Raw genomic sequence first — 23,767 nt, forward strand, 5'->3', positions numbered from 1 at the left:
CAGGGCTTCCTGATAATTTTTTTGAAAAAAATCCTTTTAATCCTTTTTGAACCAGTAGAGCGAGCCATTGGAATCCTCTGTACCACTGATGGGGTCAACACGTTTTTCCACGATAGCATCGCTTGGCTGATACCAGACACCCTTGCGGTTTTTATACAGTCCATTCAGGGTGTCCTTGAAGATATCCTTGCTGATGGTGTAATACTGCTTTTCCAATGCACGGTTATCATCAAAGCCGCTCCAGATGCCTACGGTATATTCCGGGTTGAAGCCCATAACCAGGGAATCCCAGTCACTGGTTCCGGATTTAGCAGCGACCTTTACATCCGGCTCATGTCCATACATGCTTGGGAAGGTGTAGGATTTATTGCGAATATCAAACGTGGAGGTCAGCATCTGATTCAGGATCAGCGTCTCGTCACGCTGCAGCAGCCGTTTCGGCTGTACCTCCCGTTTGTAAACGACATCGCTTCCACTGGTGATATGAGAAATCAGGGCAGGCTTAACATACAGACCCTCGGATGCAAAGGTGTTGTATATGCGGCTCAGCTCCAGCAAGGACATATTGACGGTTCCCAGTGCCTCGCTTGGATTTGGAGAGGACTGACGGATGTTGAAATCCAGTAATGCGTTATGCAGCGTATCCACGCCAAGAAAGAGCTGTGTCTTTACCGCGTAAATATTATCACTGAGGGAAATCGCATTGATCATGGAGATGTTTCCATTCGCATAGACATTGCCGTAATTGGATGGCGCATATTCTTCATTGTCGGCAATACGGAAGGTGGTCTTTTGTGAGGTGAACTGTGTGGCTGGTGTGAAGCCCTGCTGCAATGCACAATAATACAGCAGCGGCTTGATCGTGCTGGCGACCTGGCGTGAGGAATAGATGGCACGGTTGTATTGAGAAATCGTATAATCCTTTCCGCCGACCATAGCCATGACATTTCCGGTAAACGGCTGCGTAATGATTCCGGCTACCTCCAGCTCACTTGTAAGATCGACATGCTTTGTGACAGCATTGCTTAATTGCATCTGCACCTTTGGATCATAATACGTATGCACATGAATTTCCCGGTTCAAATCAATGTTGAGCTTGCTGAGCTCCTGTATTACTGCATCGATGTAATATTCATCAATTCCATACGTGCTGATATTCACATTGGTGGATAGCTTCAGCTCCTCTTTCATGGCTTTGTCGTATTGGGATGCTGTAATAACTTCATTGTTCTTAAGAATGCCCAGAATCAGATGCTCTCGTTTAATGGCATTGTCCTTATGCAAAAATGGTGAGTAAATACTCGGGCCGTTTGGGATTCCAATCAGCATGGCAGTTTCCGCTATACTGAGCTGACTGAGTTTTTTATCGAAGAAATATTCCGCTGCTGCATTTACACCATATACCCCATGGCCGAAATAGACCGTATTCAGATATCCCTCCAGAATGTCCTGCTTGCTGTATTGCATTTCCAGACGGGCTGCATAAAAAAACTCTTGTACCTTTCTGGACAGTGTCTGCTCATTTGTCAGAAACAGATTCTTTGCATATTGCTGTGTAATGGTGGAGCCTCCCTGACGGATATCACCGTGAAGCAGATTGGTTCCCAGCGCCTTGATAATTCTGACCGGATCAAAGCCGGCATGATAATAAAAGCGCTTATCCTCAACACTGACAAATGCATTTTGAACAAACTCGGGAATATCGTCAATGGATGTCCATTTCATATTTTTCTTAAAATTTGATTCATATATGACATTGCCGTTCACATCGTAAATCGTAATGTTCTTTCTCTGCTCATCCAGCGGCAGTCTGTTAAACAGCGCATAGGCATAGACGCATATAATCAACGTGAGCAGGACAAACAGCATTCCAAACACCAGCTTCCGGATTCTTTTCATAACAACACCTCGTATGCTATTAGTGTGAGCTTTTGCGCGTGCTTTAAACACAAAATATAAAAGTGATTTACCATATGAGAAAATATTATAAAATAGGAATATATAACTATTATTATAATGATGGTGGTACATATGAAACAGCAGCTTGATTGATATCTTTATGCATCCGATTCGTTTATCGTATTTTTGAAGACATAATTTATGTCAGTTTAAAGTACAGATATTTATATTATAAAAATAGAATATACAATAAATATAATAAAAATCAATCAAATAGAAATAGCGATATAAATGCCCGTATATTTGAATAACTGGTATTCGGATTCGACCTATATATTATAAGGAAGACTTTTTGATAGTCCCTATATAATATAAGGAAGAGTTTTTATCAAAAGTATGGAAATCGGATATGCTCCTATATAATATAAGGAAGACTTTTTCTATTCACAAAAGCTCTCTCTAATGAAAAATCAGATAAATAGAATACAGCTGGCATACTCATTCACAGGATATGAAATGGTACAGGAAATACCTTATTATAAAAGTGGAGTATCAAATGATATTCTACTTTTATAATATAATTTCACGATAACAAGTATATTCCAAAAGTATACTATGAATGTCTATAAAGGGAAAACAGACAATCGAAGGTTTTATGAAAGAAACAGGGAGTTAAAATTTTAAAGAGAAAAAGTGAAAAAAAGGTTGCACGATATTCAATTTCTGCTATAATGCTCATGATAAGTGGTGACAGCATGAAAAAGCATATCGTAGTAAAACAGAAACATCTTTACACTGGAGAGCGAAACCTCATGTTTGAAGGAAAGGCTTTTTTTTCTAATACGGACGGTTGTATCCGGCTTTCTTACACGGAAGGACACAGCGATACACAGGTCAGTGTTGAGGCCGGCGAAGACGAGCTTCGCATCATAAGGGATGGTGAAATCATAACCCGACTGTCGTTTCGGCATCAGTTAGAGACAACAGGATCTCTTCTGTCAGAATTTGGAACGATCGATATTGGAGTTTTTACGCATAAATATATAAAAAAAGAAAATATTATAGCCATTGAATATGATATTCTAAGCGGCGGTGAAGTCACTGACGGATATCGTATCCTTTGGATCATAAAGGAGGAACAGGCATGAATCAGATTGAAAACAACTTGAAACAGGCATTGAAGAACGCCGTGCAAAAAGCATTTGATACAGAACTGGATACGGCATCCATCGTTATTGAAATACCGAAGGATAAAAGCCATGGAGATTACTCAACCAATGTGGCAATGCAATTAACCAGAATGCTGAAAAACAATCCGCGTAAAATTGCAGAAGCTGTTGTCGAGGCGCTGGATAAGGATGCTGCAGATATTGAGCGCTGTGAAATAGCAGGGCCGGGCTTTATTAACTTTACGATTAAAAACACATCCCTTGCACAAATCATTACAAGAGTTCTGCATGAGCAGGACAGCTATGGACACAACAATGATGGAGAAGGTCTGAAGGTAAATGTGGAATATGTTTCTGCTAATCCGACAGGAGATCTGCATTTGGGACATGCCAGAGGTGCAGCATGGGGCGACAGCATAACCCGTCTGATGAAGGCAAGCGGCTATGATGTATGTCGTGAATATTATGTAAATGATGCAGGGAATCAGATTGTCAACCTTGGAAAAAGTCTGCAGGCCAGATATCGCGAGCATCTTGGACTGGATTTTGACTTGCCGGAAGATGGTTATCATGGTGAGGATGTAAAAAATATCGCAATCGCGATAGCAGATGAGTATAAGGATGCATATGTGGAATACAATGATGCAAATCTGAAATTCTTTAAAGAAAAAGGAATTGCATTTGAGCTTGATAAAATCCGTCGTGATTTGGATAACTTCCGTGTACACTTTGATGTATGGAGCAGTGAACAAAGCATTCGTGATGCTGGTAAGGTGGAGAAGGCACTGGATGTACTGCATGAAAAAGGGCTTACCTATGAGGAAGATGGTGCTCTTTGGTTTGCGACTACAAAATTCGGGGATGATAAGGATCGTGTTCTTAGAAAAAAAGACGGCTCCTATACATATCTGGTACCGGATATAGCATATCATAAGGATAAGCTGGATCGTGGCTTTGATATGCTCGTGGATTTGCTTGGTGCAGATCATCATGGATACATTCCCCGGCTGAAGGCAAGTATTGAGGCACTGGGAAATAATCCGGATAAGCTGCAGGTCGATATTATACAGATGGTACGTCTTGTTGAAAACGGCGAAGAGGTCAAAATGAGTAAACGGCTTGGCAATGCAGTCACCATTCGGGAGCTCTGTGAGGAAGTGGGCGTTGACGCTGTACGCTACTTCTTTGTGCAGCGTGCTGTGGACACGCACCTGGACTTTGACCTTGGTCTGGCGAGAAAACAAAGCAATGACAACCCTGTATATTATGCACAGTATGCACATGCCCGTATCTGTTCCATTCTGCGGCAGGCTTCCGAAATTGCGGAAGCGCAGTCTTTTGAGCTGCTGACACATGAAAAGGAAATCGCATTGATGAAGTATATCAATGAATTTACGAATGTTGTCAGTGATGCTGCACGCTCCCGTGCACCGCATAAGGTCTGCAACTATATTCAGAAGCTGGCTCAGCATTTCCACAGCTTCTATAATGTATGTAAGGTAAATGATCCTCAGCAGCCGGAGCTTTCTTCCCAGCGTCTGGCACTGTTGAAGGCCACAAAAATCACATTGAAAAATGCTTTATATCTGATCGGCGTTGACGCCATTGAAAAAATGTAGGAGGAACGTAAAAGTTATTATGAAAAAGTCTATGGTCGATGTAGCATATGATTTAATGTCTACGAAAAAGAAAGCAACCGTATTCCTGAAGCTGTGGGAAGAGGTATGTCAGGTTATGGCATTCACGAAGCAGCAGGAGGAAGACAACATTGCACAGTTCTACAGTGATCTGTCACTGGATGACCGGTTTGTGAACATTGGGGAGAACAAATGGGATCTCAGAGAACGCCACACCTACCATGAGGTTGTCGTGGATACAGAAGAAATTCTTATCGATGAAGAAACCGATGATGATTATGAAGAAGAGGAAGCTGCAAAAGCAGGGGATGAAGAATTCTAACAGGGATATCATCCCTTTTCTTTTCGTCAAATATGCTATGCAAAATGCGAAAAGTAAGCATCACAGGCGATAACGGTGAAAGAACGCGATCTGCTTTTATAAGGTAATACGAAGAAGCTGTCCTGTTTGATAAATAGAAATATTGCATACCATCATCCTCTTAAAAAAGACTGTTTGAAGGATGCTGCTATACATAGAGGATAACAGCTGTATAACTTTTTACTTAGCGCGAATGAGCAGCAGACATCTGGTATAAAGCATAACCACGCAGAAGTATCATTCACAGCTTTAAGGAAACAGGGAGCAATAAAAACATATAACGAATGCACTGCTATAGTTGTATTATAATCCCATACGCTTTCCCTGATTCTGAATACATATCCCATAAATCCGCGTTGACTGTGTATTGGAACAACAAATATGCCCTTTTTTGAAAATATGTGTTCTAAACCTTTTCAAAAGGGGAAAAATGCAGTAGAATAATAGTGTTAAGAGACTAAAAGGAGGAATTTGATTATGGCATTAGTATCCGCAACAGAAATGCTGAATAAAGCACATGAAGGTCATTACGCAGTTGGTGCTTTCAACATTAACAACCTTGAATGGACAAAGATGATTTTACTGGCAGCAGAAGAAGCAAAATCTCCAGTTATGCTGGGAGTATCTGAAGGTGCTGCAAAATACATGTGTGGATTCAAAACTGTAGTAGCTATGGTTAAAGAAGTTCACGACAGCCTGGGAATCACAGTTCCGGTTGCTCTGCACCTGGATCACGGTAGCTATGAAGGCGCAAAGGCTTGTATCGAAGCAGGCTTTACATCTGTAATGTTTGACGGTTCTCACTATGCATTCGAAGAAAACCTGGCAAAATCCAAAGAAATGATTGAGCTTGCTCATTCAAAAGGATTATCCATCGAATGTGAAGTTGGTGGAATCGGTGGTGAAGAAGATGGTGTTGCATCCATGGGTGAGCTTGCTGATCCTCAGGAATGTAAGACAATCGCTGAGCTGGGAGTAGACTTCCTGGCTGCCGGAATTGGTAACATCCACGGTAAATACCCTGCTGACTGGGCTGGCCTGAACTTTGAGCGTCTGGGAGAAATTCAGGACGTTACAAACGGAAAACCGCTGGTACTGCATGGTGGATCCGGAATCCCTGCTGATCAGATTGCTAAGGCTATCTCTTTAGGTGTTTCCAAAATCAACGTTAATACTGAGCTGCAGCTGGTATTCGCAGATGCTACACGTAAATATGTAGAAGCTGGAAAAGACCTGGAAGGTAAAGGATATGATCCTCGTAAGCTGCTGAAGCCTGGATGCGATGCAATCAAAGATAAGGTTACATCCATGATGAAGGAATTCGGTTCTTACGGTAAAGCTGAATAATGAAACATAGGACGGCAGATATTCTGCCGTTTTTCAAACAGATATCATAATTGTTCCATGTATGATATGAAATTATGAATTGGGGTATGCTATTCAATGCATGCTCCTTTTTTCTTTCATTATATGCATAACAGTGGATTTTATAGGAATATGACAGTATTTAACTAAACTATAAAAACAATGCGGATATTTTTGTACAGATTGTGTCAAAAGATGTGAAAAGAATTGGATTTGATTTTAAAGGACATGCTTGTTATTTTATAATAAGAAACAACTGTTTCTGATACCATGGGAGTGATTGTATGAACAAATTTATGCTTCTCGTCTTACTGACTGTCATCATGATAGCGGTTGCCGTTCCCTTTATTATTCGCAGTCTGTTATGGAACAGAGTGCTGAAGCAGCTGCATCGCGGACAATATGACAAGGTTTTATCCATGTTGAACAGTAAGGCCTTTCAGTTGTTCTTCAAAGAATTTGACCGTGACTGGAATACGCTTCGTGTCTATCTGGCACAGGGAAATAATCGTAAAATTGAAGAGCAGACCAGAAGGCTGCTTGATGGTAAGCTGAGTGATGCACAGGCCTATCAGATTGCCAGTCAAACCTTCTTCTATTTTCTGGATAGGGAAAATAACGAGGTATGTAAACAGCTGCTTACGCACATAGAAAAGAGTGCAGGAGAGGAAGAGCTGGCATACAATCAAATGCTGTATCGTATTATGATAGAGAAAAAAAGTGAGGATATTGCGGAGGTGGAGGCACTTCTTGAAAAAAAAGAGACAGAGAAAATCAAAAAGGATCAGAAACAGGATCAGCAGGTACAAATCGGTATTTTACAATATTTGCTTGGCCTGCAGTATTCCTATATGAAAAACCGCCGACAGATGGAGCTGTATCTGAACAAAGCCCGAGGGAATCTAAAAGGTACGCCATATCATAAAAAAGTAAAGCAGCTGTTAAACAAAGCATGATTTCGTTTAAGACGCGGGAGGAATTGCATGAATATACTATGGAATCTTGACAAACGCTGTCAGGAAATTTTAAAGAGGCTGATGTATGCCGGAGGATATCTGAAAATACAGGATCTTGCGGATGAAATGCAGATTTCAAGACGAAGTGTTTATTATGACATTACAAAAATCAATGAATGGCTGGAGGATCAGGACATTGATCCGCTTGTACAGGAACGCGGTAAGGGTATTTTTGTCAGCAGTGATCAGTCCCGAAGGATACAGGAGGCATTAAGCGACCAGGGAAGTGATAATTATCATGTATTTACGCCGGAGGAACGAAGCCGGATCGAGATATGTGCAATTATTATCCGTTCTCATCCCCTGTATATCGAGAATTTCATGGAGGTATGCCAGGTCAGCCGAAATACGGTGATCAATGACCTTAAAAATGTTATTCGCTTCCTGGAAAATTACAATCTTGAGCTGACGTATGATATCAAAAGCGGGTATCGCATTGCCGGGGATACCATTAAAAAGCGTGCTATTTTCTTTATGCTGTTTCCATCTCTGTGGGAATATTACGACCGCCAGGTTGTGCTAGCGGAAAATGAGCAGCGCATTCGTGAGATACTGGTTAAGCTCAAAAAAATCGAAAGTGAGCTGCACGCAGAGTATGTGAGCGGAGTGCTTCCCACACTGGCTGTTTTTATGTCAACCATTGATAAACGAAGCGATGAGCTGACATTCTCGGATATGGATGAGGAGGAGATTGTGGAAACAAGGGAGTATCAGCTTGTTTCACAATATTTCCCGGATCTGGAAAACGGGGAGAAAATCTATGTGACACTGCATCTGCTTGGCTCCCGCCTTCAGACGATACCTGTCAATGTCATGAAGGAGCAGGATGAAACATATGAGATATCCAAAAATCTGGTGCATGAATTTGAACGTCTGACCTGTATTTTCTTCGATCAGGAGGAGGAGCTGGTGGATGCGATTAATGCACATTTGAAGACCTCATTGTATCGTTACCGCTATGGTATTCAGCTGGGAAATCCGATGCTGAACAGTATAAAAACAGAATATGAGGAGCTTTATGAAATTACGAAGAAATCCTGTGAGTATCTGGAGAAGAAGCTGGGCTGTCTGATTTCTGATGCCGAGGTTGCCTATATCACCCTGCATTTTGGGGCATTTCTGACGACCAATCAGACACAGAAGCGCAATCTTCGTATTCTCATTATCTGTCCAAATGGCATTGGTACAGGAAATATGCTGCGCAATGAGGTGGCTTCTCTGGTTCCGCAGGCGACGGAAATCGTGAATCTGCCATTGAGTCAGTATGAGGAAGACCATGATTTTGATGTAGTGATTTCCACGGTTGTATTGCCAAAGGAAAAGAAGCTCATTGTCGTGCATCCGATTCTGACCGATCAGGACAGGGTTACGATTTTACGTAACTGCATGTATACGGAACCGCAGGCAAATCTGCAGATTCAGGAGATTGTACGTCTGGCAACCAGCTATATCCCGTCTTCTAAACTGAATGAGTTTGAGAAGGATTTGCAGGACTACTATTCCAGTATTCAGATTCGTACGGTACCGCACCGTAATTTTGGACAGAATCTGGTCTATTATCTCAAGCCGTCCCATATTCAGATTTGCAGAGATGCATGCGACTGGGAGGAAGCACTGCGCTTGTCCTGTAAACCGCTGCTTATGGAAGATTCCATTACGCAAGAATATGTTGAGGCGATTGTCGCGGATCAGAAGAACCGGGGACTGATGATGTTTCTGGCAGATGGTCTTGTTCTCGCACATGCCGCAATCGAAAAAGGTGTAAAGCAGCTGGATGTGGCTTTGTGCACCTTTAAACATCCGGTCACCTTTCTGAATGGAAAGCAGGCCCGTATCATCATCGTGTTATGTGCGGAGGATCAGACAAAGCATATCCGTATCCTGAATGATGTACTCAATATATTCTCGAAAAAGAAGAGTATTGAGCAGCTTACCGCACTGGACAGCAGTGAGGATATTCAGGGCTATATCCGCTCACATACACAGGAAAACGAGGGCTAATTCACGATTAAGCGATTACAAATTGCACAATATCTAACATTTTGCACAAAAACGGGAAAAGAATTGGTCTTGTATTTCTAATCAAAAAAAAAGATAATGAAAACGTAAAGAGGTAGGGTTATGACATCTATGGAAAAACTGTTACAGGAAAAAAACTGTTACCTGAGAGATCGGGTACAGGACTGGAAAGAAGCTGTTCACATTGCTTGTGAACCACTGATTGAGCAGAATTACTGCACAACGGCATATGAAGATGCCATCTACGAAATCACAGAGAAGCTTGGGCCATACTATGTACTCTGTGAAAACCTGGCACTGATTCACGCCAGCAATCAATCCGGTGTCAATGACACGCAGATGGCTGTGACCGTGCTGAAGGAACCGGTGAAATTCAAGCCGGACGGATATGATGTCCGTGTACTGGTAACTCTGGTTGCCAAAGACAGCGAGTCCCATATGGAAGGGATTCAGGCTGTATCCAACATCTTCTCCGATGAGAAGAAGGTTCAGAAAATTCTGGACGCAACATGCCCTAAGGAAATATTCGACCTGTTTATTTCCAATGCATGTGAAAAATAGCGTTAACTAATTGAAAGGGAGGATTTACACATATGTTAGACTTTATTATCAACATACTGTCCACACCTGCAATTCTTGTAGGTCTGATGTCTTTGCTGGGTCTTGCGCTTCAGCGTAAGCCAATCGAAGATATTATCAAGGGAACCGTAAAAACAATCGTCGGCTTCCTCGTATTAACTGCCGGATCAAGCTTCCTGCAGACAGGTTCATTGAACGCTTTCGGTGATTTGTTCAACTATGCATTCAGTATGCAGGGAGTTGTTCCAAACAACGAGGCAATCGTTTCTCTGGCTTTGAAGGATTTTGCTACAGATACTGCATATATTATGTGTCTGGGTATGATCTTCAATATCGTAATGGCTCGTTTCTCAAGAATGCATTACATTTTCTTAACAGGTCATCACACTCTTTACATGGCATGTATGCTTGCCGTTATTCTTAACGTTGGTGGTCTTGAAGGCTTCCAGCTGTGGCTGGGCGGCGGCTTGCTGCTTGGCTTCATCATGGCACTGTCTCCTGCATATTGTCAGCCGACAATGCGTAAGATTACAAAGACGGATGAGCTTGGTTTCGGACACTTCGGTGGTGCCGGTTACTGGTTTGCTGCACAGTGTGGGAAGCTGTTCAAAGGAAAAGGGAAATCAACTGAAGAGGTTAACTTCCCACAGCGTCTGACATTCCTGCGTGATACAACAGTCGCTATTGGTCTTACAATGGTTGTATTCTTCCTGATCGTAACTGCAGTTGCAGTTGGAAAAGGTATTCTGAGCGCTGATGCTGCTGAAATTGTTAAAACATATCCAAACCTGGCTGGTCTGTTGAACGTTGGGGCTGAAACAAAGACACACTGGGCTGTATGGGCAATTACAAGCGGTCTGAGCTTCGCCGGTGGTGTTTACATCATCCTGAGCGGTGTTCGTCTGATCGTTGGTGAAATCGTTCCTGCATTCCGTGGTATCGCTGAAAAGCTGGTTCCAGGTGCTGTACCTGCTATTGACTGTCCGGTTGTATTCCCATATGCACCAAACGCTGTACTGATTGGCTTCCTGGTATCCTTCCTTGGAGGTATCGTAGGTCTGTTTGTACTTGGCTTCATCGATGCAAACATCATGAGCGTTGCGCTGATTCTGCCTGGTGTTATTCCTCACTTCTTCTGTGGAGCAACTGCTGGTGTATTCGCAAATGCTGAGGGTGGTTTAAAGGGTTGTGTATTCGGAAGCTTCATGCACGGATTACTGATTACCTTCCTGCCTGCAATCTGTATGCCGGTTATGGGAGCATTGAACTTTGCTAATACTACATTCTCCGATGCAGACTTCTCATGGATGGGAATCGTCTTCGGTAATATCGCACAGTTTATCCAGGGTGCTGGCCTGTTAGGTGTCTGTGTGGTTGTATTCCTGATTCCTATCGTGTACAATTATGTTGCACCTAAGAAAGCAAAAAAAGCTGAATAAGCTTTGGGAAGAAGGAAATTAACTTATGGAAATCAGAAGCATTATGTGTTGCTGCGGACAGGGTCTTGGAAGCAGCATGATCGTCAGCATGAACGTCGAGAAGGCTCTGAAAAAGCTGGGAGTATCCGGTGTCAGAGTAGAGCACACTGCACTTGGTGAAATCACTGAAAACAGTGCTGATCTGTTTGTGGTAGGAGCTGACCTTGCTCCTCAGATGACAAACTATAAAAACAAGATCATCTTAAATCAGCTTATGGACATGAATGAAATCGAAACTAAGCTGAAAGAAGCATTCGGTCTTTAAGAAAACAGAAAAAGAAGGCTGTTTCTTCCATCCTTCTTTTTCTTTACAAATTTTTAACGGAAAACAGCAGAAAGAGGCATAGAAAATGCCGGAATCTACACAGCTTTATATGATTGTGTAATCTGAAAGAAAGCAGTAACACTTCTGCTGATAGTAAAAAGGAGGTAGTATCATTGGAAACATCACAACTGAACGAGCTGCAGGTATTCGCTGCACAATTAAGAATAGATATACTGGAAATGCTGGAACACAGAGGCTATGGACATCTGGGAGGTTCCCTTTCCATCGTTGAACTGATGAGTGTATTGTATGGCAAACAGCTTCATGTAGATCCGAAGCAGCCACAGATGGAAGACCGTGACATGGTTGTTTTATCCAAAGGACATGCCGGGCCTGCCTGGTACTGTGCGTTGGCAGAGAAGGGGTTCTTTGATAAAGAATGGCTGATGACCTTAAATGACGGCGGTACACGGCTGCCAAGTCATCCAGATCGGTTAAAAACACCCGGGGTAGATATGACTACCGGTTCTTTGGGGCAGGGAACAAGTGCTGCTGCCGGTATTGCGACAGGTTTAAAAATGAAAGGCTCCAATCGCTATGTATATATGATCGTCGGTGATGGAGAGCTGAATGAAGGACAATGCTGGGAAGCATTCCAGTACGTGGCAAATTATAAGCTGAATAACTGCATCGTAGTGATTGATGATAATAAGCGTCAGCTTGACGGCTTTACAAAGGATGTCATGAATCCGTTCAGTATTCCAGATAAAATGAAGGCATTTGGCTTTGATGTTCAGGTTGTTAAGGGAGATGACATCGAAGCGATTGATGCAGCTATTGATCGTGCAAAAGCAGTAGAGGATCAGGCAGTCTGCATCGTATTGGATACAATCAAAGGACAGGGTGTTCCTTATTTTGAAAAGATGGTTTCCAATCACTCTGTTAAGTTTAACAACGATGAGGTTATCAGTGAAACGCATAAGGCAATTCAGGAATTAAAACAGTTTATTGAAAAGGAGGGACAGTAGGATGTTTACTCTTAGCAAGGATCGCAGCAAAAAAGGCAAAGAGCTGCGTATGGTAGTCGTGGAAACGTTGCAGGATATGATGAAAAGTGATGATTTAGTTGTCGCTATGGAGGCTGATCTTGGCGGTGCCAGTGGGTTTACAAAAATTCAAAAGAGCAATCCGGATCGTTTCATTCAGTGCGGTATTTCTGAAGCGAATATGACCGGAGTAGCAGCGGGCTTATCCGTAACAGGCTTCAAGCCGTATTTACATACGTTTGGGCCATTCGCATCCAGAAGAATCTATGATCAGGTGTTCCTGTCCGGTGCTTATGCAGGAAATACAATGAATATTTACGGCTCTGATCCTGGGTTTGCCGCAGGGCCAAACGGTGGTACGCATACAACGTGGGAGGATGTTGCCTTAATGCGTGCAATTCCCCAGGCTGTTGTATGTGATGCAGCGGATGAAGTGCAGCTTGACTGGATCATAAGGGAATTCGCCAAGATGGAAGGCGTTCATTATTTCCGTGCCAACCGTAAGGATGTGCGTAATGTATATGAAAAAGGCTCTACCTTTGAAATGGGAAAAGGAAACATCGTCAGAGAAGGAAGCGATGTTCTCATTATTTCCGCAGGTCAGCTGGTGAGTGATGCGCTGGATTGTGCAGAGAGACTGGAACAGGAAGGAATTTCTGCAGAGGTTATCGATATGTTTTGTATCAAGCCGCTGGATGAGGAATTGATTATCAGAGAGGCTGCCGGTAAAAAGGCGGTTGTATCCTTTGAAAATCATTCCGTTATCGGTGGACTGGGTAGTGCTGTTGCAGAGGTTCTGGCAGAACATAATATCTGCGTGAAGTTCAAAAGACATGGTGTCTGTGAACGGTTTGGACAGGTAGGAACACCGGAGTTCTTACAGAAGGAATTCCATTTGACTGCGGATGATTTGTATGAAACAGTACAGGGTGTCTTAAAATAAGGAAATCGTAATATATAACGAAAAGAGCATATTTTCATTTCTATGCTCTTTTTCATATAAAGTCGTGAATTTTACTGTACAGGTATTTTATAATAAGGAAGTCTTTGTTCTGCTGTTTGCAGAGAGATTAACTACCCGAATCTGTACACAGTAGGTCTGCTTATACAACCAAAAGCGGGCTGTTAAATTCCTCCTGCCACTCAATTTCCATCGCACCATCAGCCGTTATATGAATGGGAAGTATACTGTAGGTGGAGCTTCTCAGATCATCCGGATGCCAGTGATCAAGCAGTATATAAGGTTGATCATTTACAAAAAAGATGCAGGTTCCCTGACCGTCAAAGGTTGTACGATAGGATGGGCCGGTACATGGATTATCAATCAGCTTCCATGGCCCAATCAAATGTGTGCTGATACCATACAGGGAAGGATTAGGTTCCCAGCCTGTGCATCCGGAGGTAACCATATAATAGCAGTTCCGGTAATGCATAATGCATGGAGCTTCGCGCTCCTGATCCTGAAATATACTGAAGTACGATCCTGTAACATTCAGATAATCATTATCCAATCTGGAAAAATTGATAGTTTTATTATAATTTGCACTGTGAATCAGCCAGGCACTTCCTTCCGAATCCTGAAACAATGTCATGTCTCTGCTGTCCTGCCGGTTTGGCTGAAAGCTTTTCAAATATTGAAACGGCCCCGTTGGGGATGATGAAACAGCCACATTGACACCGGCATAAAAATAATCACTTGTATCTGCGTGCGTGTACATTATGAATTGTTTTGTGTGCTTATTGTACAAAACTCTTGGCCGCTCACATATCTTTGTGGTATGCAGCATATGCCCGGGATCCTGTGACATTGGCGCAAGAACGATGCCTTCATTGTCCCAGTGCTCTAAATCAGACGATGAATAACAGGAAATTCCAATGAAATCCACATGTCTGTTAATCGTTTCCGTATCTTTATTTTCTCCATACCAGTAATACATGCCTTCGTGCTGCAGTATCATACCGCCATGTGCCTGAATGGCAGAACCGTTTGTATCTGTCCAAAGTGTTTTATTTTTCATATATTTCCTCACCTGTTTATTATATCTTATGGAATAGCTAATTTAAGAATCAGATAGCTTGATATCGCTGCTGCGTATAATTGCACGGCAATAGGTAATCATTTTCTCAGCTAATTCCTTGGGAGTATCTGAAAGTAAATCCTCACTGATCCAGCTGATGGCCATGGAAACACAGCCTCCAATCATAAAGGAATAGCATGCCCAGTATTTTTCAGTTTCATGCGGATGGTAAGTGAGCAGCCAGCTTTCAAGGCATCTCGCATATATCTGCTGTTTCAAACGCCTGTAAAAACCCATATCTCCATTCGAACCAAGCAATGCGCACATAATATCTGCATGCTCCTGTACAAGCTCAAGCGCAGAAATGAACAGTGGAAGTGGATCGGACAGGATTGTTTGATAGTCTTCCCGGTTGAAAATAACCTCCATTCTTCCAATAATGCTATCTTCTGCTTTTCTTACCATCTCATGGATATCGCTGTAATGAAGATAAAATGTACTTCTGTTCATGTGGCATTGCTTTGTTAGCTCTGTTACCGTTATTTCATCGATACTCTTTTCCTTCATCAGAATAGCCAGCTCATGATACAGCAGTTTTTTTGTTCTTCTTACTCTTTTGTCCTTAGCCTCTATCATGATAACCTCCTTTTCCATAGGACAGTATGAAAATTAACCAGCTATGAGAAGCAAACAAAGGGCATCCTATGATTGTACCCGCGTCTGTCGTTTCTGTCTAGAAACCATACTGTCTGTAATATAAACACGCTTTTCTTTTCGATTCTTATTTGCTTTAGGCAGCTTAGACCATGCCATTTGGCTTGTAAGCTAATCTGTAGCTTTCATCCTTTTATAAGAAGCCTATAAACAGTCTGTCAGACTGCCTTTTTTCTATTCTTACTCTCATACATTCGTTGATCTGCGATGCTAATCAGCTTATCAAGATTCCCCATATCCTGAGGATAGGATGCACTGCCATAGCTGACACCGAGAAAGCTGATTGCCCCAAAACGAAACGTTAGGGAGGTCAGCTTCTTTAAAATATCGGAAGGAGATTCCTTTTTTGACAGGATGATAAACTCATCACCAGAAATACGGTACGCCTGCGCATCATGCTTATTGCATATCTCTCTCAGCAATCCGGAAAAGGTACACAGATATTGATCTCCATTAGCATGTCCATAGCTGTCGTTGATCTGCTTAAAATGATCTAAGTCCAGAAACAATACATGAAACCTGTCTAGCCTGGCATAAAATTCTTCATAATCACGGTACAGGGCTGCCCTGTTTTTTAATCCGGTCAACGTATCTATAGAGGCAATCGTTTTCAAATTCCCAATAACCTGTCCATTCAACAGAACCTCTCTGATCAGACGAAAGCTAAACAAAAGGTTACAGGCGATAACGATAAACGTCAGGATTTGAAGCAATGCAATCCCGGGGAAAATAAAAGCAACATTTATGCATAATATCGTGATGAACCACAGATATGTCGCTTTATATAAATATGACTGTATATGCATATCTGCACAATCCAAAAGAATCATATAGGTATCCTTCATAAACCGCAGAACAGGAAAAGCTGTTATGGAAAACAGCAGTGACTGTATCAAAAAGGTAGCTGTAAACCGGCTCATATAAGGCTCCAGAAGGTAGCCTGTCTGTACTGAAATTGTAAATACAAGCAGCGTATACGTCCATGCAAAGCAGATTACAAATATATTATGCTTCATGCTGTCCTCATACAGATAATGCAGAGGCAGCAAATATAAAAATCCAGCCAGTGTGAACAGTCCGTTTCCGTTGCCGTAGCTTGGAAGCTGTCGCAGCAGCATGTAAAAAAAGGCCATCATCACACATGTAAATAAGAGGATGATAAGCAAAATTTTCCAGAGTGCATAGCGTCTTCGGGAATGTCGATCCGCAATATACATATTCATAGCAATGATTTCCGCAACGACACCCATTTGTAAAAAAAACTCCATCCAATCACCTTTTCCTATATATATAATACAGCAATCAGGGGATGAAAAGAAGTTATTTTTGTATGAGATACTGTAAATATCTGTAAAGAGGTGTAAACCGGATGAGAGTGTAGGAAAGCAGGACACCTGCGAAGTTTAGGATAAAATCATCGATATCCATCGTACCACTCAATGTGAAAAACTGAGTGACCTCTACCATCACAATCAGCACTGCCATAGAAAATAGTAGCCTCAGCGGACATTTTGCCCACTTGGTGAGAAGCAGCAGGAAGAAAGGAAATGGCATGAATGCAATAAAATTTCCAAAAAGATTCATGATGGCAATCTGATTACTGATACCGGGGATTTCAAAAATCAGCATCATTTGACGGATTGTAGCGAACGGTTTAAGATTCGTACCATATTCCCACTGCATACGCAAAGCATTCGCATACGACTGGAGCGCAGATCGACATAATCTCTTGCGAACTCACTGGCAAAGAACAGCATATAGATCATTTGAAATATATAAAATAAGAACAGGACAGACCACATCAGACGCAAATTTCTTGTCTGCTTCTCATGATTACAAGTACGATTTTGAAGGAGCACGGAGATGATGAGCGATGCACATATAATTACAGAAAACAGCACGATCCCTGAAAAATTCAGAAAGTTTTCTATGGTGAGATAAATATAGAGAAGCATTGCACAGGTACAAATGCCAAGACTGATATAGGACAGCTCTTTCTTATATTTGAATAACATACCAAAACTCCCTTCATGTGTATATATGATAAAGGAGATTGCCTTTTTACACAAGAGGCTAACCCTTAATATTTTCTTAGGATTGCAGAAGATTATTCCAGCTAATTCAAGGAACTGCTTCCATAATACCTGCGACTGCATATTCCCTGTTGGTGATGAAGCAGATTAAAAACTTCAGGCCATTTTCTACTAAAAACAATACGGTTGCCATATACTGTAACGGACATACCGCAGTAAACGATATGCATGCAACACTGGATAATGTACGGAAAACGCCAATATTTAACTTTTTCTTAAGAAAGGAAATACCATATACAAATGTGGATTCTGTAGTATAATATCCTTGTGAGGTTAAACAGAATGAAGATATTTACATGTGTGAAATGCGGCAGTCCCATCAAGCTGCATGTGATAAAAGGCTATGTGCATTTGACTTGTCCAACATGTCAGACGCAATATCAGCTGGATGCCGTGAGTCTGAAAAAATATATGCTGATACCGTTGCTGTCGGTGGCAGCGGCTGTTGGCAGCAGTCTGCGCTTTTTGCAGGGAAGAACGATTGATATCAAATTTATTTATATACTGAGCGTATCCTTTGTATTATCGGGATTGCTTGGCTGGCTCTGTGTGAAGGCAGGGATTTTAACATATGAAGAGAAGGAAAACAGGTGAAAGCATGGAAAAAATGAGGAAAACACCGGGAAAGCGAAAAACATATCAGCTGGCTGTGGACGGTATTCGCCCTTTAACTGCACAGGACAGTAAGAATCGGCTGCTTGCATTCTGTATGGATGTTAGCATTATGCTATGCCCGATTGCCTTATGGAATATTATTTTACTGGCTGTACTGGGAAATATCATCAGTATATCCGGTATCAAACTCATCAGTATATTTATTGGGGTTCTGCTTGTCATATCAATCTTATTTCTTAACAGCTATATATACAGGCAGACCGGAGGTCAAAGCGTCGGTATGCGGATGTTTGGTTTCAAGGTAGTTAAGAAAAGCGGAAGAAAAGCCAGCCGCCAACAGCTGTTACTGAGAGAATTGGCAGGCTTTGATATTCCGTTTATTATACTGATGTACTTTACAAATGCGTTTGGCGTCATGCTTTACTGGGGCTTAAACGGATTGTTTACATTGGCTGACAGCCGTCATCGTTCACTGATTGATGTGATTCTGGGAACACGCGTTGTTGCACTTGAAAAAGCAGCTCCTGTAAAACAAAAAGAAGCAGTACCGGAGAATGTAAAGCCACAGCCAAAGCCTGCGGAGCAGCCGGATATGATAATGAATACCATGGATCTGCATATTCATTCCAACTTTTCTGACCGTGGACAATATAACGTTGAGGAGATTTTCCAGTATGCAAAGCGTAACAGAATACAGACGATTTCCATAACGGATCTGGATTGCGCAAAGGCGAACAGCATCGCGGTAAGAATGAGCGAGCTGTATGGGGTTACGTATATTCCGGGTATTGAAATCAACTGTGATTTACATGGCCGCAGGGTACGTGTGTTAGGCTATTTCATTCAGTATAGCAGTGAATTATTTGCACATATTGAAAATGAAAGTCTTGTAAATGAGAAGCGTGCAAGTATTGATAGGGTTCGCAGATTTGAATCCTTACTAGGACGCAATATTGACGAAGAACGCCTATTGAAAAGCAATCGGTTTCAGCGTTTGAGCGGTGAGTTGATCGCCAAGCATGTGTTAAATCGTCCGGAATTTGAGGATTGTGCAATTTTGAAGCCGTATCGCAGGGATGAATTTGGCTGGCGTGCTTTAAATAAAGATTATTTCGCCTATGGTAAGCCTTGCTATGTTCCGGTGAAATATCCATATCTTAAGGATGTATTGGATGTAATTGAACTGACAGGCGGTATTTCTGTACTTGCCCATCCGGGAAAACTGCTGGTGCAGGAGCCGGAGCTGCTGCATGAGGCATTGCAATTAGGCGTACAGGGAATAGAGGTATTCCATCCGATGCATACAAAGAAGGAAATGGCAAGTCTGCTGAAGCTGGCTACTGACCGCAAGCTGCTCGTCAGTGCAGGAAGCGGCTTCTATAATATGGAAGGAATTACACGCATAGGAAGGTGTAATTGTCCAAAAGAAGCAGAAGGCTTAATCGATATGATGCTGCATGCACGTATGTAAGAAGGTAGAAAAGACAGAGCTCTTAGAGAGTGTTCTGTCTTTTTTTACTTTGCTTGTGGAATGGTCTTCGTGTTTTGTTTGTTTCTTTCATTTGCATTACTGTAAATCTGTTAAAGAAGGACTATTCCTTCACTTCACCTTTTCTATGCATCCAAAATGCTGTTTCTTTGTGTAAAATTGAATATGTATTGTATCATATCCATTCAAAGGAAGGCTGCTGATTTCTTATCCGGCATGCGCATTCAAAACAACAGACTTCATAAATATAGGGGGGAATTATCTGAACTGTAACACATAAACCCCAAGTCACATATAGCGGCACATCTTGATTATACATCAGGCTGTTTGTTCAGTTTGCATGAAAAAGCTAAATTCCCATGCAATACATTCAAATTAAGAAGGTTTAAGGTTTCCACTATTTACCCGATGCATAATGTATGCTATAAATAATATTGTTGAATACGGACACTTACCTGTATTGTGAACTGAAGATACGGAATAAATATACAATTTAAATAGCATATACATACATAAGCACGTATGCTAGTGGAACCACATCTACATACCGCTGGAAAGGGATATCTTATGAATACATACCTTGATGAAATGTTACGCAACGATAGCATACTAACAATCTTGATGAATGGCTTGGCAATTATTGTGATACTAACAATAGGTCTGCTTTCTTGGTTTAAAAAGCAGAAGAGATATGAGAAACGCTATCTTATTTGGGGCAGATTAAATCATATAGTATTGGCAGTTGTTCTTATCTGGATCATAACAACAAAGGGATATGACAGGCAGCTGGAATGTATGTTCCTTATGGCCTTTGTTATGCTTCTGTATCTGATGCTCTTAATAGCTCTGATTGGCAGCTTTGTGAAGGGTATTCATAAAAATCCTTTATGAAAAAAAAGGTGCACGGAGCTTCGAAGATATATGAAGTCATACGGTGAAATGACATATATTGGTTACTGGTAGATGCGGGAATACACGTCTGACAGGATCTATGATACAATAGCGCTGTAAAGTCCACGAAATTGGTCACATGCGGCTATGGCATTGTTGATCGATAACGAGGATAAAAGAAAAGAGGTATACTATGGAAGCAGCAATAAAAAGAGTAAGAAAGTTTGTAGAGGATCGGGATTGGGATCAGTTTCATACCCCGGATAATCTGGCGAAGTCTATCTGTATAGAGGCAGGGGAGCTGCTGGAATGCTTTCAATGGGAAGCGGAGAAGTATAATCATATCGCGGTATGTGAGGAGCTTGCCGATGTGATGATTTACAGTATGCAGCTGGCAGATAAGCTGCATGTGGATATGGAACAAATCATACTGGATAAAATGGAAAAGAATGAAAAGAAGTATCCTGTAGAAAAAGCCAGAGGAAACGCCGCAAAATACGATGCATATGAATAAGCAGGAGGCAGCTATGAAAAAACTGTATATATCTGCGGATATCGAAGGAATATGGGGAAATGGAGCATTTGCGCATACTGCAAAAAACGGCAGCGAATATGAGGAATATCGCACCCACATGATTGCGGAGGTGAATCTGCTGATTGACAAGCTGTTTACAGCAGGGGCAGAGGAGATTGTGGTGAATGACGGTCACGGCACTATGGATAATTTGAGCGCATCCCGGCTGGATCCGCGTGCCTGCCTGGTGGTAAGCAATGGAGCATATAAGGAATATGGTATGATGGAGGGGTTGGACGGCTCTTTTGACGGTGTATGTTTTATTGGCTATCACTGCCGTAGTAACACACATGGCGTTATGGCGCATACTATTTGGGGATCACTTGTTAGAAGCATTTCCGTTAATGGTGAGGAGCTTGGAGAAAGTGGAATCAATGCCCGTCTTGCCTGGGAATATGGTGTTCCTGTCGTGCTGGTCAGCGGGGATGATCTTCTAAAGGAGCAGTTAAAGGAAGAATTGCATATGCCGTTTGCTTATGTAGAAACCAAAAAGGCAATTTCCTCACAGTGTGCTCTTTCCTGCAGCTGGCAGATGCTGGAGGAACGCTATGAGCGCGCAGTTTCATCCATGGAAGCATTATGCGTGCAATCGCCTGCAGTGATAAAAAAACCATATACTGTGGACATCACCTTTCATCAGGAACGCAATGCAGATTTTGTTTCCCGTATGGATGGCGTTACCCGTATGTCTGATTGTATGGTACGCATACAGAAGAACAGCTATGATGAGGTATACCGGTATCTTCGCTTTGTTATTAAGGTAAGCAATGCATTTGCTTCCTAAATGCGTAAGAACACAGAGAATACAACGCTGTGAAACAGATATTTTTCTTAATCATTTAACAGCAAAGATACACACAAGGCTGAAGAAGATTGGTAGTGGAAGTCTTTCAGCGGCAAGAAATTATTTTACATGTAAAAAGCTCTCTATCAGACAGTACCGTTGTAGAGAGCTTTTTATTGTATGTGAACGTTTATCGCAGAGAGCCTGATGTAGCTGCTTTATGTTTTAGGTACAGCGTATTCAGTTCCTTTTGATAAAACAGAAGAAGGAAGAAAAGAGCCGCAAGACTTCCCTTTATAATAAAATACACGGCTGTTTTATAATCCCTGTAATAGATTAACAGTACTGCACTACAGGTCATTTGATAGCCAAACACGATAAGTGCAAGAAGCATGAGAATGATACTGCCATATCTGATATACGATTTCATAAACCTTTCCTCCTTATCCTGCCAGCTTAGGGGAATCATCAATTTCCTTCTTAAAGCGGAAGGTGATTCCGTCATCGGATTCATAAAGTCCTTTATAACGAATATTGTTTCTCATATAATCACCATCATTCCCCTGTCCGACAACTATATAGGTTTTACCCTTTTTGCGGTATGCGTATTCCATAAGGATAAATGGTTTGATTTTGTTATTTACATACTCTGTTTCATAGCCGGGCAATGTTAGTGTTGTATAGGTTTTACCATCATCATTTGTATAATATACCAGCGGATTTTGATTCTGATCGGTACCCGCGCCAATATAGGCAGTGCCATCAGATACAAAGCTTACATTTTTCTTTTCCTGGAATGCTTCACCATCCAGATAGCTCCATGTTTTCAAATCAGTGCTCTTATAGGTACTGTAATATTCATGACCAAGGGAGCGGTCAGTTGCTATTGTTATATAACAGCTATTCTCTGTTTTTGACAGATAAAGAGTTTCTCCACGATAGCTGGTTGGAAGTATTCTGCTTTTGTTCCAGTTCTTGCCTGCATCTTTGCTGTATAACATATAGCTGCCGTCATCGTCGTAACAGATAAATGCGGTAAAGGCTTTGGTGACGATATAGCCATGTGCCGGTAAGAGCTCATTATACAATTCATTATTGGTGCCTGCAATATCCTTATAGGGAACGGGAACCTCCAGAAGTGTTGTACCTTTATCATAGGTAACGTACAGCTTGCTGTCATGAAAAACATAGGTTTCCTTTTCATCAGCCATTGCATACTGTATTGTATGAGGTTCACGGAGTGTATGATCCACTTTAATCTGATATTGAACCGGGGACATTTTATCACTTATTTTGTATCCATGGGCTGTTTTATCAATTTTCAAAACGAGCTGAGACAGATACCAGCCGTTCTCCTGCAGTGTTGCGTTGTAATAAGCGACAATATAAATATTTGTACTTACCGGTTGATACTCATAATCCAACTGTACGTAGCCGTCTTTGTTTAATACTTCAATAGATTTTATACGTTTATCTTTGATACGATATGCAAAGGGGACCGTAATACCTTCATATTGCTTAAAAAAATCATGAAACCATTCTGTTGTAATTTCCTTTAAATCCGTTTTTGTAGTCTGTATGCTGCTTCCGATAATTGCTTTTGGCTGAAACTGATTCCAGACGCTAAACAGTATCATTGCGTTTACTCCACAGGCGAGAAGCAGACAAAGCAGAGCCAGTCCGACTTTTTTCATGAAGACACCTTCTTTTTCCTTTTTATATAATAGCACACCGTTTGCGTAACGTATACCCTGG

22 protein-coding genes and 1 pseudogene are annotated in these 23,767 nt (G+C 41.7%); 16 read left to right on the forward strand and 7 right to left on the reverse strand.

Annotated features, from left to right (window positions below):
- Nucleotides 1-36 precede the first annotated feature (36 nt).
- Nucleotides 37-1,899 carry a penicillin-binding protein gene (locus tag GKZ87_01335; protein QSI24238.1) on the reverse strand — a complete coding sequence of 621 codons (1,863 nt, stop codon included), beginning with the start codon at nt 1,897-1,899 and terminating at the stop codon, nt 37-39.
- A 731-nt stretch (nt 1,900-2,630) separates the two neighbouring features.
- Between GKZ87_01335 and GKZ87_01340 the strand changes: the two genes are divergently transcribed.
- The 11 genes from GKZ87_01340 (at nt 2,631) to GKZ87_01390 (ending at nt 13,777) form a co-directional block, all read left to right on the forward strand.
- Nucleotides 2,631-3,047, forward strand: coding sequence for a DUF1934 family protein (locus tag GKZ87_01340; GenBank protein QSI24239.1), 417 nt, complete (start codon nt 2,631-2,633; stop codon nt 3,045-3,047).
- Entirely contained in the window at nt 3,044-4,687 is a 1,644-nt protein-coding gene (locus GKZ87_01345; GenBank protein QSI24240.1) for an arginine--tRNA ligase, read from the forward strand. Before GKZ87_01340 ends, GKZ87_01345 begins: the two co-directional genes overlap by 4 nt.
- 19 nt (nt 4,688-4,706) lie before the next feature.
- A complete protein-coding gene (gene rpoE, locus GKZ87_01350; GenBank protein QSI24241.1) occupies nt 4,707-5,027 on the forward strand; it encodes a DNA-directed RNA polymerase subunit delta in 321 nt (106 codons plus the stop codon).
- A 516-nt stretch (nt 5,028-5,543) separates the two neighbouring features.
- Nucleotides 5,544-6,413: a class II fructose-1,6-bisphosphate aldolase gene (gene fba / locus GKZ87_01355; GenBank protein ID QSI24242.1), complete on the forward strand. Its 870-nt coding sequence runs from the start codon at nt 5,544-5,546 to the stop codon at nt 6,411-6,413.
- Nucleotides 6,414-6,715: 302 nt separating this feature from the next.
- Nucleotides 6,716-7,387, forward strand: a complete 672-nt coding sequence (locus tag GKZ87_01360) for a hypothetical protein (GenBank protein QSI24243.1) — start codon at nt 6,716-6,718, stop codon at nt 7,385-7,387.
- Nucleotides 7,388-7,414: 27 nt separating this feature from the next.
- The gene (locus tag GKZ87_01365; GenBank protein ID QSI24244.1) at nt 7,415-9,448 is read left to right on the forward strand and encodes a PRD domain-containing protein; all 2,034 of its coding nucleotides are present in this window, start codon (nt 7,415-7,417) and stop codon (nt 9,446-9,448) included.
- A 120-nt stretch (nt 9,449-9,568) separates the two neighbouring features.
- On the forward strand, nt 9,569-10,027 hold the full coding sequence (locus GKZ87_01370; protein ID QSI24245.1) for a PTS sugar transporter subunit IIA: 459 nt from the start codon (nt 9,569-9,571) through the stop codon (nt 10,025-10,027).
- 32 nt (nt 10,028-10,059) lie between these two features.
- The gene (locus GKZ87_01375) at nt 10,060-11,484 is read left to right on the forward strand and encodes a PTS ascorbate transporter subunit IIC (protein ID QSI24246.1); all 1,425 of its coding nucleotides are present in this window, start codon (nt 10,060-10,062) and stop codon (nt 11,482-11,484) included.
- 25 nt (nt 11,485-11,509) lie between these two features.
- Entirely contained in the window at nt 11,510-11,788 is a 279-nt protein-coding gene (locus GKZ87_01380; GenBank protein QSI24247.1) for a PTS ascorbate transporter subunit IIB, read from the forward strand.
- A gap of 113 nt (nt 11,789-11,901) precedes the next feature.
- Nucleotides 11,902-12,816 (forward strand): transketolase, encoded by a 915-nt coding sequence (locus GKZ87_01385; protein ID QSI24248.1) that lies wholly within the window; start codon nt 11,902-11,904, stop codon nt 12,814-12,816.
- A gap of 1 nt (nt 12,817) precedes the next feature.
- The gene (locus tag GKZ87_01390; protein ID QSI24249.1) at nt 12,818-13,777 is read left to right on the forward strand and encodes an alpha-ketoacid dehydrogenase subunit beta; all 960 of its coding nucleotides are present in this window, start codon (nt 12,818-12,820) and stop codon (nt 13,775-13,777) included.
- A gap of 160 nt (nt 13,778-13,937) precedes the next feature.
- Here GKZ87_01390 and GKZ87_01395 read toward each other — a convergent pair whose 3' ends face one another.
- From GKZ87_01395 to GKZ87_01410, 4 genes and pseudogenes are all read right to left on the reverse strand, one after another.
- Complete coding sequence (locus GKZ87_01395) at nt 13,938-14,852, reverse strand: family 43 glycosylhydrolase (protein QSI24250.1); 915 nt, start codon at nt 14,850-14,852, stop codon at nt 13,938-13,940.
- Nucleotides 14,853-14,894: 42 nt separating this feature from the next.
- Complete coding sequence (locus GKZ87_01400) at nt 14,895-15,506, reverse strand: hypothetical protein (GenBank protein QSI24251.1); 612 nt, start codon at nt 15,504-15,506, stop codon at nt 14,895-14,897.
- A 218-nt stretch (nt 15,507-15,724) separates the two neighbouring features.
- Nucleotides 15,725-16,834, reverse strand: a complete 1,110-nt coding sequence (locus GKZ87_01405; protein QSI24252.1) for a diguanylate cyclase — start codon at nt 16,832-16,834, stop codon at nt 15,725-15,727.
- A 52-nt stretch (nt 16,835-16,886) separates the two neighbouring features.
- Nucleotides 16,887-17,581: pseudogene (locus tag GKZ87_01410) on the reverse strand (VanZ family protein).
- Between the two features lie 360 nt (nt 17,582-17,941).
- On the opposite strand from GKZ87_01410, the gene GKZ87_01415 reads away from it, so the two are divergent.
- The 5 genes from GKZ87_01415 (at nt 17,942) to GKZ87_01435 (ending at nt 22,012) form a co-directional block, all read left to right on the forward strand.
- Entirely contained in the window at nt 17,942-18,253 is a 312-nt protein-coding gene (locus tag GKZ87_01415) for a hypothetical protein (GenBank protein ID QSI24253.1), read from the forward strand.
- The gene (locus tag GKZ87_01420) at nt 18,231-19,745 is read left to right on the forward strand and encodes a histidinol-phosphatase (GenBank protein QSI24254.1); all 1,515 of its coding nucleotides are present in this window, start codon (nt 18,231-18,233) and stop codon (nt 19,743-19,745) included. The genes GKZ87_01415 and GKZ87_01420 overlap by 23 nt, the downstream gene beginning before the upstream one ends.
- A 585-nt stretch (nt 19,746-20,330) precedes the next feature.
- A complete protein-coding gene (locus GKZ87_01425; GenBank protein QSI24255.1) occupies nt 20,331-20,654 on the forward strand; it encodes a hypothetical protein in 324 nt (107 codons plus the stop codon).
- A gap of 193 nt (nt 20,655-20,847) precedes the next feature.
- Nucleotides 20,848-21,168, forward strand: coding sequence for a nucleotide pyrophosphohydrolase (locus tag GKZ87_01430; protein ID QSI24256.1), 321 nt, complete (start codon nt 20,848-20,850; stop codon nt 21,166-21,168).
- 13 nt (nt 21,169-21,181) lie between these two features.
- The gene (locus tag GKZ87_01435) at nt 21,182-22,012 is read left to right on the forward strand and encodes an aminopeptidase (GenBank protein ID QSI24257.1); all 831 of its coding nucleotides are present in this window, start codon (nt 21,182-21,184) and stop codon (nt 22,010-22,012) included.
- 190 nt (nt 22,013-22,202) lie between these two features.
- On the opposite strand, the gene GKZ87_01440 is transcribed toward GKZ87_01435, so the two are convergent.
- Together GKZ87_01440 and GKZ87_01445 are read right to left on the reverse strand one after the other, a co-directional pair.
- A complete protein-coding gene (locus GKZ87_01440) occupies nt 22,203-22,442 on the reverse strand; it encodes a hypothetical protein (GenBank protein QSI24258.1) in 240 nt (79 codons plus the stop codon).
- Nucleotides 22,443-22,455: 13 nt separating this feature from the next.
- On the reverse strand, nt 22,456-23,706 hold the full coding sequence (locus tag GKZ87_01445; protein QSI24259.1) for a hypothetical protein: 1,251 nt from the start codon (nt 23,704-23,706) through the stop codon (nt 22,456-22,458).
- Nucleotides 23,707-23,767 lie beyond the last annotated feature (61 nt).

This window comes from Erysipelotrichaceae bacterium 66202529, assembly GCA_017161075.1.
Lineage (GTDB): Bacteria > Bacillota_I > Bacilli_A > Erysipelotrichales > Erysipelotrichaceae > Clostridium_AQ.

What these genes read in the sequence shown, in the direction of transcription:
- GKZ87_01395 (QSI24250.1), bottom strand. Translation starts at nt 14,852, where the DNA reads ATGAAAAATAAAACACTTTGGACAGATACAAACGGTTCTGCCATTCAG.
- fba (QSI24242.1), top strand. Translation starts at nt 5,544, where the DNA reads ATGGCATTAGTATCCGCAACAGAAATGCTGAATAAAGCACATGAAGGT.
- GKZ87_01445 (QSI24259.1), bottom strand. Translation starts at nt 23,706, where the DNA reads ATGAAAAAAGTCGGACTGGCTCTGCTTTGTCTGCTTCTCGCCTGTGGA.
- GKZ87_01370 (QSI24245.1), top strand. Translation starts at nt 9,569, where the DNA reads ATGACATCTATGGAAAAACTGTTACAGGAAAAAAACTGTTACCTGAGA.
- GKZ87_01360 (QSI24243.1), top strand. Translation starts at nt 6,716, where the DNA reads ATGAACAAATTTATGCTTCTCGTCTTACTGACTGTCATCATGATAGCG.
- GKZ87_01430 (QSI24256.1), top strand. Translation starts at nt 20,848, where the DNA reads ATGGAAGCAGCAATAAAAAGAGTAAGAAAGTTTGTAGAGGATCGGGAT.
- GKZ87_01400 (QSI24251.1), bottom strand. Translation starts at nt 15,506, where the DNA reads ATGGAAAAGGAGGTTATCATGATAGAGGCTAAGGACAAAAGAGTAAGA.
- GKZ87_01375 (QSI24246.1), top strand. Translation starts at nt 10,060, where the DNA reads ATGTTAGACTTTATTATCAACATACTGTCCACACCTGCAATTCTTGTA.
- GKZ87_01415 (QSI24253.1), top strand. Translation starts at nt 17,942, where the DNA reads ATGAAGATATTTACATGTGTGAAATGCGGCAGTCCCATCAAGCTGCAT.
- GKZ87_01380 (QSI24247.1), top strand. Translation starts at nt 11,510, where the DNA reads ATGGAAATCAGAAGCATTATGTGTTGCTGCGGACAGGGTCTTGGAAGC.
- GKZ87_01435 (QSI24257.1), top strand. Translation starts at nt 21,182, where the DNA reads ATGAAAAAACTGTATATATCTGCGGATATCGAAGGAATATGGGGAAAT.
- GKZ87_01405 (QSI24252.1), bottom strand. Translation starts at nt 16,834, where the DNA reads ATGGAGTTTTTTTTACAAATGGGTGTCGTTGCGGAAATCATTGCTATG.
- GKZ87_01425 (QSI24255.1), top strand. Translation starts at nt 20,331, where the DNA reads ATGAATACATACCTTGATGAAATGTTACGCAACGATAGCATACTAACA.
- GKZ87_01440 (QSI24258.1), bottom strand. Translation starts at nt 22,442, where the DNA reads ATGAAATCGTATATCAGATATGGCAGTATCATTCTCATGCTTCTTGCA.
- GKZ87_01335 (QSI24238.1), bottom strand. Translation starts at nt 1,899, where the DNA reads ATGAAAAGAATCCGGAAGCTGGTGTTTGGAATGCTGTTTGTCCTGCTC.
- GKZ87_01345 (QSI24240.1), top strand. Translation starts at nt 3,044, where the DNA reads ATGAATCAGATTGAAAACAACTTGAAACAGGCATTGAAGAACGCCGTG.
- GKZ87_01365 (QSI24244.1), top strand. Translation starts at nt 7,415, where the DNA reads ATGAATATACTATGGAATCTTGACAAACGCTGTCAGGAAATTTTAAAG.
- rpoE (QSI24241.1), top strand. Translation starts at nt 4,707, where the DNA reads ATGAAAAAGTCTATGGTCGATGTAGCATATGATTTAATGTCTACGAAA.
- GKZ87_01390 (QSI24249.1), top strand. Translation starts at nt 12,818, where the DNA reads ATGTTTACTCTTAGCAAGGATCGCAGCAAAAAAGGCAAAGAGCTGCGT.
- GKZ87_01420 (QSI24254.1), top strand. Translation starts at nt 18,231, where the DNA reads ATGAAGAGAAGGAAAACAGGTGAAAGCATGGAAAAAATGAGGAAAACA.
- GKZ87_01340 (QSI24239.1), top strand. Translation starts at nt 2,631, where the DNA reads ATGCTCATGATAAGTGGTGACAGCATGAAAAAGCATATCGTAGTAAAA.